This window comes from Streptomyces sp. NPDC024555 (genome assembly GCF_055559335.1).
This window is the reverse complement of record NZ_JBVHKV010000015.1, coordinates 176,295-192,430: the sequence shown is the minus strand read 5'-3', so window position 1 is coordinate 192,430 and position 16,136 is coordinate 176,295. Positions and strand designations below refer to the sequence as shown.

The following is a 16,136-nucleotide window of genomic DNA, read 5'->3' as shown; positions in this document are numbered from 1 at the left end:
GGAATCGAACCGGGGCCGCGGACGAGGGGCCCCGGGGGCCCGTGCGGACGGGGCCGGGGAGCCGTCCGGGGACACCGGCCGCGTCCGTCGGCGGGGGTCCGGCGCCGGGACGGAATGCGGAGGATCCGGATGTCCGGTATACGGGCGGAAGCGGGCCGAAGGGGCGGGGCGGTCGGATGGTGTGGATATCACCTCCTCCGGATAAGGCTGCGATAAGGATGAGTGAATTCCCGGTGGTGTGTTCATTTACGGGTGGCCATTGCCGGGGGAAACGGACGTCAACCGGTGGTTGTTATTCCGCTTGTTTCCGTCCCCCATTCGGGCCGGTGTGATGATCCTTTCAGAGACTGTGTGATTACTGTGTGTCCGTCGCGGAATCGCACGTTCGGCCGAGGGGTTATGGGGCGAACGTGTGTAGTGATCTTGTGACACAAGTGTGACCGGCGCGGGGCATGCGGATGCCCTGCGACCGGGTGACGCCCCCGCTTCCGCCGCCGTCCCGGGCCGCCTACGGTGAGGGGTATGGCACCCGTACCGAACCCTCCGGCCCGGCCCGACGACCCGCCGGGCGCGTATGTCGGCCTCACCTCCGAGGCCGCCGAGCGGCGCGCCCGGGAGCGCGGCTGGGCCACCGTCAGAGCGCTGCCCCCCGGCACCGTGATCACCATGGAGTTCCAGGCCGGCCGGATCAACTTCGAGGTCGACGCGGGCGTCGTCCGGCGCTGCTGGACCGGCTGAGTCCGCCGCGGCGCGGCCCGGACACGGCGAAGGCCCCGACCGGAGTCGGGGCCTTCGGTGTGCGCGGGGTCAGCCGCCGGCCACCGGCCGCGGGGCCGCGCCGCCGCGCGGTGCGCGGTCCGCGTGCGGCGCCGGGCGGCGGCTGCCGGAGGGCGGGACGGGGGGCCGCTCGGAGCGGGCCGGGTGGCCCTGGTGCCCGGACGGCCCGGACAGGGTGCGTGGACGGCCTCCCGCGGCCGTGACGACCGCCGGGGGGTGCCCGCTCCCGGTGGTCTCGCGGGCGGCGCTCTGCGGGGCGCCCTCGCCGACGGCCGGCCGGGCCGAGGGCGCGGGGCGGGGGGTGCCGGCGGCGACGGGCGCCGGGGCCGGGGTCCGGCCGCGGGCGGACAGCCACTCGCGGGCGGCGAAGATCCAGTTCTCGGCCCGGGTGATCAGCGGTTCGACCCAGGGCAGGCCCAGCAGGATCAGCAGCCCTGCGGCCCAGCCGAGGAGCACGTCGCTGAGCCAGTGCGTACCGAGATAGACCGTCGTGAGGCCGACGCCCAGGGAGACCAGCGCGGACATGGCCGACAGATAGCGCCTGGCCCGCGGGGTGGCGGCCAGGTAGGCGAGGATGCCCCAGGTCACGACGGCGTTCGCGGTGTGACCCGAGGGAAATATATCGCCGCCGGCGAAGAGCTCCGCCGATCCGATCCGGGTCGCGTAGTGCGGGCCGAGCCGGCCGAGGCCGATCTTGACCGCTCCCACCGACAGGTTGAGCAGCAGCAGCGAGGCGCCGAGCGTCAGCAGCGGCCGCAGCGTGTGCTGGCGCCAGGAGCGCCAGCCGAGCCAGCAGGCGACCATGACGGCCGTCGGTCCGCGCTGGCCGAGGACGACGTAGTAGTCGAGGAAGGCGTGGATGCCGGGCCACTGCTGGTACGGCCGGAAGAGCATGACCTTCCAGTCCAGGGCCACCAGCCAGGACGACATGAGCACGGCAATGACGATGGCCACGTAGAAGGCCAACGTCCCGCCGAAGAGAGCGATGCGGTGACGGCTCATCCGCGGTGTCTCTATCTTCGGCGGCTCCGGCTCCCGGTCCAGGCGGGCAAAGATGTCGGTACGCACCCAATCGACGTTACAGCGAGTGAGTGGGTGACCCGGTCGATCCGGGCGCTTTGTGATGACGATGTGATGTGGCCCGCGTCTCGTCGGGGCCTGTTTTCCCTGGCCGCTCCGGATTTCCCGATCTCTTTTTCCGTATTCCGCCGGAGGTCTTTCCATAAAAGCATTCGGTGATGGACGGAAAAAACTACCGGCGCGTATTCCGGCCGTATCCGCGGGTCCGTCGAGCTGAACGGACGGTGGCGGTCCGGTTACGGGAAGGCTTCGCCCGAAGGGCGCCGAGGGGTCCGGACGGCCCCGGATCCGGCCCTCCGGACCGGTCCGCGCAGGTCGCGCACGTGGCCGGGAAGGGGGGCGGCCGAACCGCCCGCCGTGGCGTACGCCACACTCGACGGCGCCGGGGGCTATGAGATCGGCCACGTGTGGCCCTGCCGAACTCGCGTACGCTGCGGATCACTCGCCCGTCGATGCCGGGTCCGGGGGACAGCGGTGCCGCGTCCCCGGGGTGCCCGCCGAGTGCGAGGGACTTCTTGGGAGGTAGCTGCATGTCAGGGACGACCACGGCCCGCATCCGTCTGCGCGAGGCCGCCGGCGGCGCCAACCGCTGGGTCGTCCTGGTCGTGCTCTGCCTCAGCCTGCTGCTCGTGGCGCTCGACGCGACCGTGCTGCACGTCGCCGTCCCCGCCGTCACCGAGGACCTGCGCCCCGGCGCCGAGGCCCTGCTGTGGATCGTCGACGCCTATCCGCTGGTCTGCGCCGCGCTGCTGATCCTCTTCGGCACGCTCGGTGACCGGGTGGGCAGACGGCGCGTCCTGCTGCTCGGCTACGCCCTCTTCGGCATCGCCTCGGCCGTCGCGGCCCTGGCCGGCAGCGCCGGGGTGCTCATCGCCGCCCGCGCGCTGCTCGGCGTCGGCGGCGCGATGATCATGCCCGCCACCCTGTCGATCCTGCGGCAGGTCTTCCCCGACCGGCGGGAACGGGCCGTGGCCATCGGCGTGTGGAGCGCCGTCGCCGCCGTGGGCGCCGCCACCGGACCGGTCATCGGCGGCTTCCTCGTCGAGCACTTCTGGTGGGGCTCGGTCTTCCTGGTCAACATCCCGCTGATGGCCCTGATGCTGCCGGTCGGCCGGCTGCTCCTCCCGGAGTCCCGGGGCGCCCACGACGGACCCTGGGACGTCCTCGGCGCGCTGATGGCCGCCGCCGGGGTCCTCGGCGTGGTCCTCGGGGTCAAACGGGCCGGCGGGGGCGAGGGACTGCTCGCCCCGGCCACCGTCCTGCCGCTGCTGGCCGGGGCCGGGCTGCTGGCCGCCTTCGTCCGCCGGCAGAAGCGGCGCACGCATCCGCTGGTGGACATCGGCATGTTCGCCCGGCCCGCCTTCTCCACCGCGGTCGGCTGCATCGTCCTCGCCATGCTGGCCCTGGTCGGCCTGGAGCTGATCGCCGTCCAGTACCTCCAGCTCGTCCTCGGCCTGAGCCCGCTGGAGACCGGGCTGCGCCTGCTCCCGCTCACCTTCGCCGCCATCGCGGCCGGCGCCACCGGTTCGTACACCCTGCGCCGGGTCGGCCCGCGCCGGATGGTCGGGGCCGGTTTCGTGCTGACGGCCGCCGCGGTGCTCACGCTGACCGCGATGGGCACGCACGACCGGCCCGCGCTGCTGACCGCCGCCTTCGTGGTGCTCGGCTTCGGCCTCCAGTCCACGCTGTTCGGCGCCTACGAGTCGATGCTCAGCGACGCGCCCGCCGACCGGGCGGGCGGCGCCGCCGCGATCGGCGAGACCTCCTACCAGCTGGGTGCCGGCATGGGCATCGCGCTGCTCGGCAGCGTCATGAACGCGGCGTACGCCCCCGGCCTCGCCGGGCTCCCCGACGAAGGCGTCCCGGCCTCCGCCGGCGCGGCCGCCGCGCACTCCCTCGGCGAGGCCTACCAGGAGGCCGCCCGGCTCGGCGGCCCGCTCGGCACCCTGCTGCGCACCACCGCCCGGGACGCCTTCGTCTCGGGACTGCACCTCACCCTGCTGGTCAGCGCCGGTCTGCTGCTGCTCGGAGCGCTCGCCGCACTCCGGCTGCCCCGCCTGATGGAGTGCCCGCCGCCGCACCGCGAACCCGTCCGCACCGGGGCCGGCCGGACGATGCCCGCGCCCCGCCCCGCGACGAGGAGCGCCGCGCCCGGCGCCGTCCCCGCCCCCGGCGAGCAGCCGGCCCGGGAGCGGCCCGAGGTGCTGCCCCGTCTTCCCGCGCGCCGCCGCCCGGCCGAGGCCACGGGCTCTGGACGCACGGCACACTGAGCCGTAACGTCGGCACGTCGCCCAATTAACACTGCTAGTTTTCGACGCGCCGACCCGGGCCGTCCACCGGCCCCGGTCGCCATCGACCCCGTACCGTGCGAGCCGCCGGAGGCACCCCCTCATGTCCACCGCCCCGTCCGCCAAACTCCCGCCCTTCGACCCCCGCGACCCGATCGGCATCGACGATCTGCTGGGCGCCGAGGACCTCGCGATCCGCGACACCGTCCGGTCCTGGGCCACCGACCGGGTCCTGCCGCACATCGCCGAGTGGTACGAGAACGGCGAACTGCCCGGCATCCGCGAACTGGCCCGCGAACTCGGCTCGCTCGGGGCGCTGGGCATGTCCCTGGAGGGCTACGGCTGCGCGGGCGCCACCGCCGTCCAGTACGGACTGGCCTGCCTGGAGCTGGAGGCCGCCGACTCGGGCATCCGCTCGCTCGTCTCCGTCCAGGGCTCCCTCGCCATGTACGCGATCCACCGCTTCGGCTCCGAGGAGCAGAAGCGGCGGTGGCTGCCCGGTATGGCGGCCGGCGAGACCATCGGCTGCTTCGGCCTCACCGAACCGGACCACGGCTCCGACCCCGCGGGCATGCGGACCTTCGCCGAGCGGGACGGCGAGGACTGGGTGCTCGACGGCCGCAAGATGTGGATCACCAACGGTTCCGTCGCCGGGGTCGCCGTCGTCTGGGCGCAGACCGACCGGGACGGCGGGGCCGCCGGCATCCGCGGCTTCCTGGTCCCCACCGACGCCCCCGGCTTCTCCGCACCGGAGATCAGGCACAAGTGGTCACTGCGCGCCTCGGTCACCAGTGAGCTGATCCTGGACGGGGTGCGGCTGCCCGCCGACGCGGTGCTGCCCGGCGCCACCGGACTGCGCGGCCCGCTCAGCTGTCTCAGCCACGCCCGCTACGGCATCGTCTGGGGGGCCATGGGCGCGGCCAGGTCCGCGTTCGAGACGGCCGTCGACTACGCGAGGACGCGTGAGCAGTTCGGGAAGCCGATCGGCGGCTTCCAGCTCACCCAGGCCAAGCTCGCCGACATGGCCGTCGAACTGCACAAGGGCATCCTGCTCGCCCACCACCTCGGCCGCCGGATGGACGCGGGCAGGCTCCGCCCCGAGCAGGTCAGTTTCGGGAAGCTGAACAACGTGCGGGAGGCCATCGAGATCTGCCGCACCGCGCGCACGGTCCTCGGCGCGAACGGGATCTCCCTGGAGTACCCGGTGATGCGGCATGCGACGAATCTGGAATCGGTGCTCACCTACGAGGGAACCGTGGAGATGCACCAGCTGGTACTGGGCAAGGCGCTCACCGGTCTGGACGCTTTCCGGTGAGCACCCTGCTCAGCTCTGGTTGAAGAAGCCGTCGGCCGGCCGGCCGACGGCTTCGCCGCTGACGACGTGGGTGTCGGCGGGGCTCAGCAGGAAGACCCGGGTGGCCACGCGGTCGATCGAGCCGCGCAGTCCGAAGATCAGGCCCGCGGCGAAGTCCACCACGCGCTTGGCGTCGGCCGCGTCCATGGACGTGAGGTTCATGATCACCGGGACGCCGTCCCGGAACAGCTCACCGATGCTCCGGGCGTCCCGGAAGCTGTCGGGGGTCACGGTGGCGATGCGGCGGCCCGTCTCCTCGGCCGTCTCGGTGGCCACCCGCACCCGCGGGTCGGTCACCCAGGCCTGGGCCTGGCCGGTCGTCCCGGTCCGCGCGCCCTCGGCGTACTCCTCGTCGTCGTAGTACCGCTCGTCGTTGTCCTCCACGAGGCCCAGCCAGGCACTCGCCTTGCGCACCGATCCCATGGACGCCTCCTCTCACCGCGGTTCCTTGGTGTTCCGCATGTCTTTCGTATCCCTATGGTCGTCCATGATGCGGATCGTGCGCCAAGGGGATAGGCGGCGCGCAGGGCATTCGTGACGGTACTGGTGCAGAACATGTGGCGATTCGTCAAGGTACGTCCCGCATACGGCCCCTGGACATAGGAAAATATGCTCCTCCGGTCCGTACGGGTGACATGGGGGACGTACGGGTGAACGGATCACTCGATACGATGCACGTCGCGCAGGCGGCCGAGCGCCGCGCACAACTGAACGACTCCCGGGGGATGGCCGTGTTCGGAATCGTCAGGCCCTGTGCCCACCGCCTGTCGGAGGGGCTGAAGACCGAGTGGATGGCCCATCTCTGCGGGCTCTGTCTGGCACTTCGCTCCGACCACGGGCAGTTCGCCCGGATCGTCACGAACTATGACGGTCTGATCGTCTCGGTCCTGACGGAGGCTCAGACCGAACGCACCCCCGCGCAGCGCCGCACCGCGGGCCCCTGCCCGCTCCGCGCGATGCGGACCGCGCCCGTCGCACGCGGCGAGGGCGCCCGGCTCGCCGCCGCCGTCTCCCTCGTGCTGGCCTCTGCCAAGGTGCGCGACCACGTCGCCGACCGGGACGGCCTGTTGGCGCGTCGCCCGGTGGCCGCCGCCGCCCGCCGGGTGGCCGCGGGCTGGGACCGGGCCGGGGCCCGCGCCGGAGCCCGGCTCGGCTTCGACACCGCCGTCCTCGTCGACGCCGTCGACCGGCAGACCGGCATCGAACGGCTCGCCGGCCCCGGCACCCCCGTGCTCACGGTCACCGAACCCACCGAGACCGCCACCGCGGCCGCCTTCGCCCACACCGCGATCCTCGCGGGCCGGCCCCGGAACGCCGGACCCCTGGCCGAGGCGGGCCGGCTCTTCGGGCGCCTCGCCCATCTCCTGGACGCCGTCGAGGACCAGGAGGCCGACGCCGCGTCCGGGGCCTGGAACCCGCTCACCGCCACCGGCACCTCGCGCGCCGAGGCCCGCAGGCTCTGCGACGACGCGCTGCACGGCATACGGCTGGCGCTGCGCGACACCGAGTTCACCGACGGCCGGCTCGCCCATGTGCTGCTCGCCCACGAACTGCGCCGCTCCGTCGACCGGGCCTTCGCCACGGACAGCTGCTCGCACCGGGAGGGCGGACTGCTCACCGCGTCCGGCGGCCCGTCAGAAACCGGGCCCACGGGCGCGTTCGGCCCGCCGCCCGGCAATCCGTACGCCCCGACGGGACCCGGCGCGCCCTTCGGCCCGCCGCAGCCGCCGCCCGAGCCCCCGCGCGACCGGCGCGGACTGATCATGGGCTGTCTGGTGTGGGCGGGACTCGCCTGCACCTGCCAGATGTGCTGCGGCACCTTCGAGGACCCCTGGAGCCACCAGCGGCGCGAAGGGTTGTGCAGCCAGTGCGACTGCGACTGCGGAAGCTGCTGCGACGCATGCGACTGCTGCAGCAACTGCGGCGACTGCTGCGACGGCTGTGACTGCTGCGACTGCGGCTGCGACTGCTGAGGCCGCGTCACCTTCGGGAACGGCGTACGGCCGTGGTCCCGTCCGGGGGACGGGACCGGTGAGGGGAGGGTGGTGCGGAGCTGTGTGTCCGGGGGCGCGCAGGGAAAGGGGCTCAGGCGCCGGTCACGGCGCGAGCGGGAAACGGAGAAGCAGAGGGCGCGCTCAACAGGAACAGGACCACACGCGACCGAAGTCGATGTGGGAGCGCCTGACCAGCCACTGCTGCGCATACATGGCACCAGTGGACCAGGCATCCGGGTGAACCGTCAACTGCCCCCGGACGCACGGCTCACAGTGTGGACGGGCTTGACAGCGCCCCGCGCACCGGGATTGTCTCGGAGCATCGGACCGGGCTGAGGGGCCCGTCCGGACGCCGTACCGAAAGCTGTTCTCCGTGCCGGGGGCGCGCGCCGTGCTCGACCGCCGCATCCACGGAGCTTCCGCATGCCCGCGCAGCCCTTCCCTCGTCCGCCGGTGCCTTCCGCACCCGTTGCCCCCGCCCCCGGCCCGCACCGCCGCACCCGCGCGGGTGCCCGGTGACGCCCGCCGCGTCTCTTGTCGTCGTCGGCGCGGGCCCCCGCGGCACCGGCCTCGTCGAACGCCTCGCCGCCAACGCCCCCGCCCTGTGGGACGGCCGCCCGCTCGACCTCCACCTCGTCGACCCCTACCCGCCGGGCGGCGGCCGGATCTGGCGTGACGGCCAGTCACCCCTGCTGTGGATGAACTCCATGGCCGAGGACGTCACCATGTTCACCGACGAGACCGTCCGCATGGAGGGCCCCGTGCGGCCCGGCCCCGCCCTCGACGCCTGGGCCGCCGCAGCCGGATCCGTCACCGACGACCCCCGGCTCCGCGCCGAGATCGAGGGCCTGCGGGGACAGGACTTCCCCAGCCGGCGGCTGCAGGGCGCCTATCTGCGCTGGGTGTACGCGCAGGCCGTCGCCGCGCTGCCGCCCTCCGTCACCGTCCACGAGCACCGCCGCCGCGCCCTGCGCGTCACCGGCCCCCGCGACGGCCGGCAGCGCGTCCACCTGGAGGGCGGCCCCCCGCTCGACGCCGACCTCGTCGTCCTCACCCTCGGCCACCTCGACGGCGAACCGGACGCCGAACAGCGCCGGCTCGCCCGCTTCGCCCGCCGCCACGGCCTCGTCCACCTGCCGCCCGACTTCACCGCCGACACCGATCTCGACGTCCTGCCCGCGGGCGAGCCCGTCATCGTGCGCGGTTTCGGACTCGCCTTCATCGATCTGATGGTGCTGCTCACCGAGGGCCGGGGCGGCCGGTACGAGAACGGGGCGTACGTGCCCTCCGGCCGGGAGCCCGTCCTGTACGTCGGATCGCGGCGCGGCGTCCCGTACCACTCCAAGATCGGTTACGGCTGGCAGGGCGAGCGGCCCGCCCTGCCGCGTTTCTTCGGGCCCGAGCGGACCGCCGAACTCCTCGGGCGGGGAGGCCCGCTCGACTTCCGCCGCGACCTCTGGCCCCTTGTCGACAAAGAGCTGGGCCACGCCCACTACCACCGGCTCTTCACCACCCATCCCGGGCGCACCGCCTCCGACCGGGCCTCCTTCGAGGAGAAGTACGCGGCCGCCGCACCGGGCAGCGCCGAGCTGAGGGAGCTGATAGCCGCCGCCGTCCCCGACCCCGCCGACCGGCTCGACCTGGACGCGCTCGACCGTCCGCTGGAGGGCGTGCGGTACGACTCCGCCGAGGCCCTCCAGGAGGCGACGCGCGCCTACATCGCCGCCGATCTCGCCCGCCGGCACGATCCGGAACACAGCGAGGACCTCGCGGTCTTCCTCGGACTCCTCTCCGTATACGGCCAGTTGGCCGGGATCGGGGACATCGGCGACCACTGGCACGGCTTCTTCAGCTATCTCGCCTCCGGCCCGCCCGGCCCCCGGCTGCGCCAGCTCCTCGCCCTGTCCGAGGCCGGGATCGTCCGTTTCCTCGGTGCCGGCACGACGGTCGAGACCGACGAGGACAAGGGCCTCTTCCGCGCCCGCGGCACCACCGTCCCGGGGGCGTGGACCGAGGCCCGCGCCCTCGTCGAGGCCCGGCTCCCGGACCCCTCGACCCGGCACACCCGTTCCGCCCTGCTCCGCGCGCTGTACGAGGACGGGGCCGCGGCCACCGCCTCCGGGCTGCTCGCGGTCGACCCGGCCGACGGCCGGATCCTCGGCCGCGACGGAACCCGCCACCCCCGCCGCTTCGCGCTCGGACCCCACACCTCGGCCCGCACCAGCGGCGCCTTCACCCGGCCACGCACCGGAGGTGTGACGTTCGCCCAGAACGACGCCACCGCGCGCGCCGCGCTGGAGGCCCTGCTGCGGATCACGACCGGGGCCACCGGGCTCCGGACCCACGGGGAGGGTTCCCACGCGGGGCCGGCCCCCGAATCCGTCCCTGCCGACGGGCCGGCTTCCGAAGCAGCCCCGGTCTCCGGGGCTGTCCCTGCCTCGGCCTCCGGACCCGTCCTCGTTCCCGGGCCCGCTGCTGGGCCCGCCTCCGAGTCAGCCCCCGTCTCCGGGGCCGTCCCCGCCACCGCCCTCGGCCCCGTCCTCGCTCCCGCCTCCGAGCCAGCCACCGCGTCCGAAGCAACCCCCGCCCCGGAATCCGACCCTGCCTTCGGGCCCGCCTCCGAAGTAGCCCCTGCTTCCGGGCCCGCCTCTGCCTCCGCCTCCGGACCCGTCCCCGCCCCCGGGCCCGTCCTCGCTCCCGCCACCGCGTCCGAAGCAACCCCCACCCCCGAACCTGCCCCCGCCCCCGAACCGCCGGACCGGTTCTGACCCTTCTGCGGGGTTCCGCCGCCGGGCGCCGTGCGGCCCGGTGCCGTAGTGGCCCGTCGGGGCGCGGACCCCGCACCGACCTTCGAAAGAGCCCGTCATGTCACCCTTCCGACCGCTCCATCTGGCCGCCGAGATCGGCGGCCCGCCCCGGTACGACCCGGCCCACTACACGGGCCTCGCGCGTCTCGCCGAGCGCGGGGCCCTGGACTTCGTCACGCTCGGGGACTCCTTCGCCCGGCCCGGCCCCGACGCGCTCGCGGTGCTCTCGCGCGTCGCGCCCGCCACCCGCAGGGTCGGGCTCGTGCCGAGGATCGCCACGACCCACGGCGACCCGTTCACCGTGGCCTCCGCCGTGGCCACGCTGGACTGGGTCAGCCGGGGCCGGGCGGGCTGGTGCGTGGACGTGTCGACGACCGAGGCGGAGGCCCGGCTGTTCGGCCGCCGCACCGCGCCCGCCGCAGGACTGTGGAGCGGGGCCGCCGCATCCGCCGCGGCGGGGGAGCGGCTGTGGGACGGCTGGGCGGAGGGGGCGCGGGAGCCGGACGGCGCTCCCGCTTCCCGGCAGCGGGAGGCCGCCCCGCCGCCGCCCCCGCAGGGCCGCCCCGTGACCGTCGTGGACGGCACGGCGGATCCGGCCAGGGAGGTCGCGGCCCGCCACGCCGATGTGGTCCTGGTCCGGGCCACCACCCCGGAGCGGACCGCCGAGATCGGCGGCGACGTGCGCCGCCGCGCCGCGGACCACGGACGCGACCCCGGTGAGCTGCGGGTCCTCGCCGCGCTCACCGTCGACCTCGGGGACGCCGAGGCGCCGCCGGAACCCGGACTGGCGAGCGGGCCGCCGCTCGCGGGGCACGGCACGTACTACCGGGGCGGCCCGGTCGACCTCGCCGATCTCATCACCCGCTGGCACCGGTCCGGGGCCGTCGACGGATTCCACCTCACCCCGATCACCCCCGGACGCGACCTCGAACGGATCGTCAACGGGACCGTGGCCCTGCTCCAGCACCGCAGCCTCTTCCGCACCTTCCACCCCGGCGGCACCCTGCGCGAGCACCTGGGGCTGGTCCGCCCGGCCGGCCGGCGCAGCCGGGCGGGGGAACGGGTATGACGACCGCCCCGGAACAGATGTGCCTCGCCGTGCGCTTCCCGGATGCGAACGGTGGAACGGCCCGGCGGGAACCCGGCGCGCCGGACCGGAACGAGTTCTCCGCGCTCGAACACCTCGCGCGTACGGCCGAACGCGGGCTGTTCGACTTCCTCCTCCTCCCCGGGCCGCCCCGGCCGCCGGCGCACGCGGGAGCGCGGGGCCCGGGGAGCGGTACCGGCTACCCCGACCCCCTCACCGCGCTGGGCGCGCTCGCGGCCGTCACCGACCGGATCGGCCTGGCCGCCACCGCGGGCACCGCGCCCGGGGAGCCGTACCTCCTGGCCCGCAGGCTCGCCACGCTCGACCACCTCAGCGCGGGCCGCGCCGGATGGCACGCCGCCGGGGAGCCCGGGGGCGGTGACCAGGAGGACGCACGCGCCGAGGAGTTCCTCACCGCCGTCCGGACCCTGTGGGACTCCTGGGCCCCCGACGGCACCCCGCGCCCCTTCGCCCACCGGGGCCGGCACTTCGTCTCCGAGGGCGAGTTCACCGTCCCGCGCTGCCCGCAGGGGCGCCCGGTGGTCATCCGGACCGGGGACACGCCGCGGGACCGCGCCGCGGCCGCGGCCTCGGCCGATGTCCTCGTCGTCCCGCTCGGCACCCCCGCCCGGGGCCGGGCGCTGCGCGCGGACCTGGACGGGCGGCTGGCCGCGCACGGGCGGCGCCCGGACGAACTGAAGATCCTGCCGGGCATCGGGGTGGTGCTGGGGGACAGCGACGCCGAGGCGCGGCGGCGGGCGGCGGGGATCCGGCCGCAGCGTTCGACGGACCGCCAGCCGTTCGTCGGCAGCCCGCGGACCGTGGCGGCCGGGCTGGCGGAGTACGTCGCGGAGGGGGCCGCCGACGGATTCCTCCTCGTGCCCCGGCTCACCCCGGGCGGTCTCGGCGCATTCGTCGACCGGGTGGTCCCGCTCCTCCAGGAACAGGGGGTGTTCCGCACCGCGTACACCGGCTCCACGCTGCGGTCGCACCTCGGACTCGACGAGCCGGTGTGGAAGGGTTGATCCCATGAGCACGGATGCGCAGGCGGAACGCGACTGGAACCACTGGCACGAGGAGCGGACCGCGACGGTCGCGTCGCCGTACGGACCGCTCTCCCTCACCGGCACCCACTGGCTCTCCGACCACCCGGAGGGGCGAATTCCGGCCGTCCCGGGTCTCTGGCGGGAGGACGGCGACCGGATCGCGCTCACGGCGGGCCCCGAGGACGGGCTGACCGTCGACGGGGAACCCCTCACCGGGCAGGTCCTGCTCGGCGCCGACCGGGGTCCGATCGAGGCGTCCCGGGTGGCCGCGGGGCGGCGCAGGCTCGTGGTGCTGAGCCGTGAAGGACTGTGGGCGGTACGGGACTTCGACCCGGACGCGCCGGCCCGGCGGGCCTTCCGGACCATCGAGGCCACGCCCTACGACCCGCGCTGGAGCGTGCCGGGCACCTTCCGGCCGTACGAGACCGCGCACAGCGTGCGGGTGGAGAACGCCGACGGCGTCGAGCGCGGGCTGGGGCTCGGCGGGGAGATCGCCTTCACCCTGGACGGCACCCCGCACACCCTGCGGGTCGCGGTGGAGGACGACGGCTCGCTCTGGGCGGTCTTCGCGGACACCACCAGCGGGAACAGCAGCTACCGCTTCCGGTTCCTGCGGCCGGCCGCCCCGGCCGCGGACGGTTCGGTGACCGTCGACCTCAACCGCGCGCTGCTGCCGCCGTGCGCCTTCGCCGACCACTTCATCTGCCCCTTCCCGCCGCCCGGCAACACGCTCCCGGTGGCCGTCGAGGCGGGGGAGCGGCGGCGGATCGACGGCTGAGCGGCCCGGCGCGACGGCCCCGGCGGAGCGTTCTCCGCCGGGGCCGTCCGCTGTCCCGGACGGTGCGACCTCAGGCCAAAAGGTGGTCTTGCGCCGGAAGTTGACGCCTTGAATACTCCGCTGCAGCGCTTGTCAGGGACACGGCGGTTCCGGAATGCGGACGCGTGCCGTGCGCCTGACTGCGCCTCACGGGTCCGACCACCCCACAGGCGGACCCCCGACCCCCCTCGGGAGGGAACAAGTGAGGATCAAGCGCACCACCCCCCTCAGCGGTACCGCCAGACGCAGCCGGGCCGTCGCCCTGGCCGCCGGTCTCGTGGCGGTCGCCGCGCTCGCCGTCCCCAGCGCACAGGCCAGCACCACCGGTACGTACAGCGTGAACCAGCTCTCCGCCGCGAGCGACGCCGTGCTCGGCGCCGATGTGGCCGGCACGGCCTGGAACGTCGACCCCGTGACGAAGAAGGTCGTCGTCACCGCCGACAGCCGGGTCACCGACGCGCAGATCCGGCACATCAAGGAAACCGCCGGCGCCAACGCCGGAGCCCTGCGTGTCGAACGCACCTCCGGCACCTTCAGCAAGCTGCTCTCCGGCGGCGACGCCATCTACGCGCCCGGCTGGCGCTGCTCCCTCGGATTCAACGTCCGCAGCGGCAGCACGTACTACTTCCTGACGGCGGGCCACTGCACCGACGGCAACCCGCCCTGGTACACCAACTCCTCCAACACCACGTACATCGGTCCGACCGTCGGGTCGAGCTTCCCGAACAACGACTACGGCATCGTCCGCTACGACAACGCCTCCGTGGCCCACGCGGGCACCGTGGGCAGCGTCGACATCACCAGCGCGGCCAACGCCACGGTGGGGATGTCCGTCACCCGCCGCGGCTCCACCACCGGCATCCACAGCGGCAGCGTCACGGGGCTGAACGCCACGGTCAACTACGGCAACGGCGAGATCGTCTACGGCATGATCAGGACGAACGTCTGCGCCGAGCCCGGCGACTCCGGCGGCCCGCTGTACTCCGGCTCCAAGGCGATCGGCCTGACCTCGGGCGGCAGCGGCGACTGCAGCTCGGGCGGCACGACGTTCTTCCAGCCGGTCACCGAGGCGCTCAGCGCGTACGGCGTCAGCGTCTACTGACGCCGGGTCCGGCCGGCTCCGCGCTCCGGAGCCGGTCGAGCCTCGAATGCGCCGGTCGAACACCCCGAGCCCCCGCCCGAATTACGGGCGGGGGCTCCCGCGGACCCCGCGGCTTTTGAGATGATGTGCCGCAGGACGGTCGCGCAGGAGCAACGGGGGCGGATGCTGTGCCGCCCGGAGGAATGCCCTCCGGGAACCCCCGGCAGACACCCCAGGGGGTTCCAGGTCCGTGAAACGCATCGGAGTGACCGGCCATCGCAGCATTCCGCAGGAGGTGCACGAGCATGTGCTCGCGGCGATGCGGGCGGCGCTCGGCGGCATCGACGGCTGTGTGGAGGCGCTCTCCAGTCTGGCCGTCGGGGCCGACCAGATCTTCGCCGACCTCGCCCTCGCCCAGGGCGCCCGGCTGACCGCGGTCATCCCCAGCGGCGACTACGAGGACTGCTTCGCCGACGGCGCCGAGCTGGCGCGCTACCGGGCCCTCAAGGCCCGTGCCGTGCGCGAGGTCAGGCTCGACTTCCCGCACTCCACCGACGAGGCCTACTACGCGGCCGGCGCCTATATCGCCGACCACTGCGACCGCCTGCTCGCGGTCTGGGACGGCCGCCCCGCCCGGGGCCTCGGCGGCACCGGCGACATCGTGACCTACGCCCGCGGCCTCGGCCGCCCGGTCACGGTGATCTGGCGCGACGGGGTGGAGCGCGCCTGACCCCGACGGCCCGTCACATCTGGTGGCGGGCCAGCCAGTCCGTGTGCTGCGGGGAGACGATCCGCTCCGTCTCGAAGACCGCGCGCGGCCACTGCCGCTCGGTGAGCGTCGTCTCCATGGCCACCTGCATCGACTCCAGGTCCTTCTCCACCAGCGAGTGGGCCGAGATCAGCGGGTGGTGGCGGCGCATCTCCACCCAGGCGAGACAGGAGGCCGCCGCGGCGGAGAGCACCCCGGTCAGTGCGAAGGACTGCCCGGCCGAGAAGGCCCTGAACAGCGAGAGCAGCAGCGCGAGCGCCGTCAGCGCGGCGATCGTCGACGACCAGACGAGCGTGGCCCGCCGGGACACCTCCTGCCGCCTGCGGTACCAGGTGCGCTGCTCGATGAGCCGGTCGCGCACATAGGTCTCCTTGCGCACCGTGAATGCCTTGTCCCGCAATGCGCGCATGGAATCCGTGATCAGCCCGCCGGAATCCGCCGTGAGATCCCGGGGATCGGCCCACCCCACCTTCCGCAGCTCCTGAAGCCCCTCCTCCAGCCGGTTGGCGAACACGGCCTCCGGGTGCTGGGTGCCCGTATCGAAAGGTGAGCCATGCACGGAGTAGCGCCAGCACATCGATTTGATGAACTCCGCCGCGGACCGATTCAGTTGCCAATGCGACTTTGCTTTCCGCCGCGACGCCAGATACGTCGTCACCAGCACCCCCGCGTACGCCAACACCGCCGCACAGTCCGTGAGTTGGAGCCCCCCGGCCACCTCCGCCCGCCACGGCAGCGCGGCCGGTACCGTGCCCGCGACCAGCAGGATCAGCTGCCAGCGGGTCGTATTCACCGCCTCCCGCTGACGGGAGACCGCAATGGCGTCCGTGTGGTGAAACAGCTCCGGCAGATCAGCGTTCCTGAAGACCATGCTCTGCAGTGGTCCGGGAATCGCCGTCATGTTCGCTCCCGTCTGCGGTTATGTCGTCACCCAGATGGCGGAATCTTAAGTTCCGCTTGATCGGGGCCGGTCCCGTGTGACGCTCTCGTTCCAAGTCGGCGACCTCAGTTGCCAACCGAGGTCATGAGAGTAAAG

Annotated in this window: 13 protein-coding genes; 10 read left to right on the top strand and 3 right to left on the bottom strand. The window is 73.8% G+C overall.

Annotation, left to right across the window (positions count from 1 at the left end):
- Nucleotides 1–522: 522 nt before the first annotated feature.
- Nucleotides 523–738 carry an I78 family peptidase inhibitor gene (locus ACZ4FH_RS26005; RefSeq protein ID WP_467307773.1) on the top strand — a complete coding sequence of 72 codons (216 nt, stop codon included), beginning with the start codon at nt 523–525 and terminating at the stop codon, nt 736–738.
- A 69-nt stretch (nt 739–807) separates the two neighbouring features.
- On the opposite strand, the gene ACZ4FH_RS26000 is transcribed toward ACZ4FH_RS26005, so the two are convergent.
- The gene (locus tag ACZ4FH_RS26000; protein ID WP_467307771.1) at nt 808–1,845 is read right to left on the bottom strand and encodes a phosphatase PAP2 family protein; all 1,038 of its coding nucleotides are present in this window, start codon (nt 1,843–1,845) and stop codon (nt 808–810) included.
- Nucleotides 1,846–2,387: 542 nt separating this feature from the next.
- On the opposite strand from ACZ4FH_RS26000, the gene ACZ4FH_RS25995 reads away from it, so the two are divergent.
- Together ACZ4FH_RS25995 and ACZ4FH_RS25990 are read left to right on the top strand one after the other, a co-directional pair.
- On the top strand, nt 2,388–4,127 hold the full coding sequence (locus tag ACZ4FH_RS25995) for an MFS transporter (RefSeq protein ID WP_467307769.1): 1,740 nt from the start codon (nt 2,388–2,390) through the stop codon (nt 4,125–4,127).
- A gap of 121 nt (nt 4,128–4,248) precedes the next feature.
- Nucleotides 4,249–5,460, top strand: coding sequence for an acyl-CoA dehydrogenase family protein (locus ACZ4FH_RS25990; RefSeq protein ID WP_467307768.1), 1,212 nt, complete (start codon nt 4,249–4,251; stop codon nt 5,458–5,460).
- A gap of 9 nt (nt 5,461–5,469) precedes the next feature.
- On the opposite strand, the gene ACZ4FH_RS25985 is transcribed toward ACZ4FH_RS25990, so the two are convergent.
- On the bottom strand, nt 5,470–5,922 hold the full coding sequence (locus ACZ4FH_RS25985; protein ID WP_467307767.1) for a cell division protein SepF: 453 nt from the start codon (nt 5,920–5,922) through the stop codon (nt 5,470–5,472).
- 248 nt (nt 5,923–6,170) lie between these two features.
- On the opposite strand from ACZ4FH_RS25985, the gene ACZ4FH_RS25980 reads away from it, so the two are divergent.
- From ACZ4FH_RS25980 to ACZ4FH_RS25950, 7 genes are all read left to right on the top strand, one after another.
- On the top strand, nt 6,171–7,472 hold the full coding sequence (locus ACZ4FH_RS25980) for a DUF5685 family protein (protein WP_467307766.1): 1,302 nt from the start codon (nt 6,171–6,173) through the stop codon (nt 7,470–7,472).
- Nucleotides 7,473–8,008: 536 nt separating this feature from the next.
- Nucleotides 8,009–10,261, top strand: coding sequence for an FAD/NAD(P)-binding protein (locus ACZ4FH_RS25975; protein WP_467307765.1), 2,253 nt, complete (start codon nt 8,009–8,011; stop codon nt 10,259–10,261).
- A 97-nt stretch (nt 10,262–10,358) separates the two neighbouring features.
- Complete coding sequence (locus tag ACZ4FH_RS25970) at nt 10,359–11,369, top strand: LLM class flavin-dependent oxidoreductase (protein WP_467307763.1); 1,011 nt, start codon at nt 10,359–10,361, stop codon at nt 11,367–11,369.
- On the top strand, nt 11,366–12,412 hold the full coding sequence (locus ACZ4FH_RS25965; protein ID WP_467307762.1) for an LLM class flavin-dependent oxidoreductase: 1,047 nt from the start codon (nt 11,366–11,368) through the stop codon (nt 12,410–12,412). Before ACZ4FH_RS25970 ends, ACZ4FH_RS25965 begins: the two co-directional genes overlap by 4 nt.
- 4 nt (nt 12,413–12,416) lie before the next feature.
- Nucleotides 12,417–13,211, top strand: a complete 795-nt coding sequence (locus ACZ4FH_RS25960; protein WP_467307761.1) for a DUF1684 domain-containing protein — start codon at nt 12,417–12,419, stop codon at nt 13,209–13,211.
- Between the two features lie 241 nt (nt 13,212–13,452).
- Nucleotides 13,453–14,352: a S1 family peptidase gene (locus tag ACZ4FH_RS25955; protein ID WP_467307760.1), complete on the top strand. Its 900-nt coding sequence runs from the start codon at nt 13,453–13,455 to the stop codon at nt 14,350–14,352.
- Nucleotides 14,353–14,581: 229 nt separating this feature from the next.
- Nucleotides 14,582–15,061 carry a hypothetical protein gene (locus ACZ4FH_RS25950; protein ID WP_467307758.1) on the top strand — a complete coding sequence of 160 codons (480 nt, stop codon included), beginning with the start codon at nt 14,582–14,584 and terminating at the stop codon, nt 15,059–15,061.
- 13 nt (nt 15,062–15,074) lie between these two features.
- Here the strand turns inward: ACZ4FH_RS25950 and ACZ4FH_RS25945 are convergent, their stop codons facing one another.
- Complete coding sequence (locus ACZ4FH_RS25945; RefSeq protein ID WP_467307756.1) at nt 15,075–16,001, bottom strand: DUF4231 domain-containing protein; 927 nt, start codon at nt 15,999–16,001, stop codon at nt 15,075–15,077.
- Nucleotides 16,002–16,136: the final 135 nt, after the last annotated feature.

What these genes read in the sequence shown, in the direction of transcription:
- ACZ4FH_RS25990 (WP_467307768.1), top strand. Translation starts at nt 4,249, where the DNA reads ATGTCCACCGCCCCGTCCGCCAAACTCCCGCCCTTCGACCCCCGCGAC.
- ACZ4FH_RS25985 (WP_467307767.1), bottom strand. Translation starts at nt 5,922, where the DNA reads ATGGGATCGGTGCGCAAGGCGAGTGCCTGGCTGGGCCTCGTGGAGGAC.
- ACZ4FH_RS26005 (WP_467307773.1), top strand. Translation starts at nt 523, where the DNA reads ATGGCACCCGTACCGAACCCTCCGGCCCGGCCCGACGACCCGCCGGGC.
- ACZ4FH_RS25965 (WP_467307762.1), top strand. Translation starts at nt 11,366, where the DNA reads ATGACGACCGCCCCGGAACAGATGTGCCTCGCCGTGCGCTTCCCGGAT.
- ACZ4FH_RS25980 (WP_467307766.1), top strand. Translation starts at nt 6,171, where the DNA reads ATGCACGTCGCGCAGGCGGCCGAGCGCCGCGCACAACTGAACGACTCC.
- ACZ4FH_RS25995 (WP_467307769.1), top strand. Translation starts at nt 2,388, where the DNA reads ATGTCAGGGACGACCACGGCCCGCATCCGTCTGCGCGAGGCCGCCGGC.
- ACZ4FH_RS25945 (WP_467307756.1), bottom strand. Translation starts at nt 16,001, where the DNA reads ATGACGGCGATTCCCGGACCACTGCAGAGCATGGTCTTCAGGAACGCT.
- ACZ4FH_RS25970 (WP_467307763.1), top strand. Translation starts at nt 10,359, where the DNA reads ATGTCACCCTTCCGACCGCTCCATCTGGCCGCCGAGATCGGCGGCCCG.
- ACZ4FH_RS25960 (WP_467307761.1), top strand. Translation starts at nt 12,417, where the DNA reads ATGAGCACGGATGCGCAGGCGGAACGCGACTGGAACCACTGGCACGAG.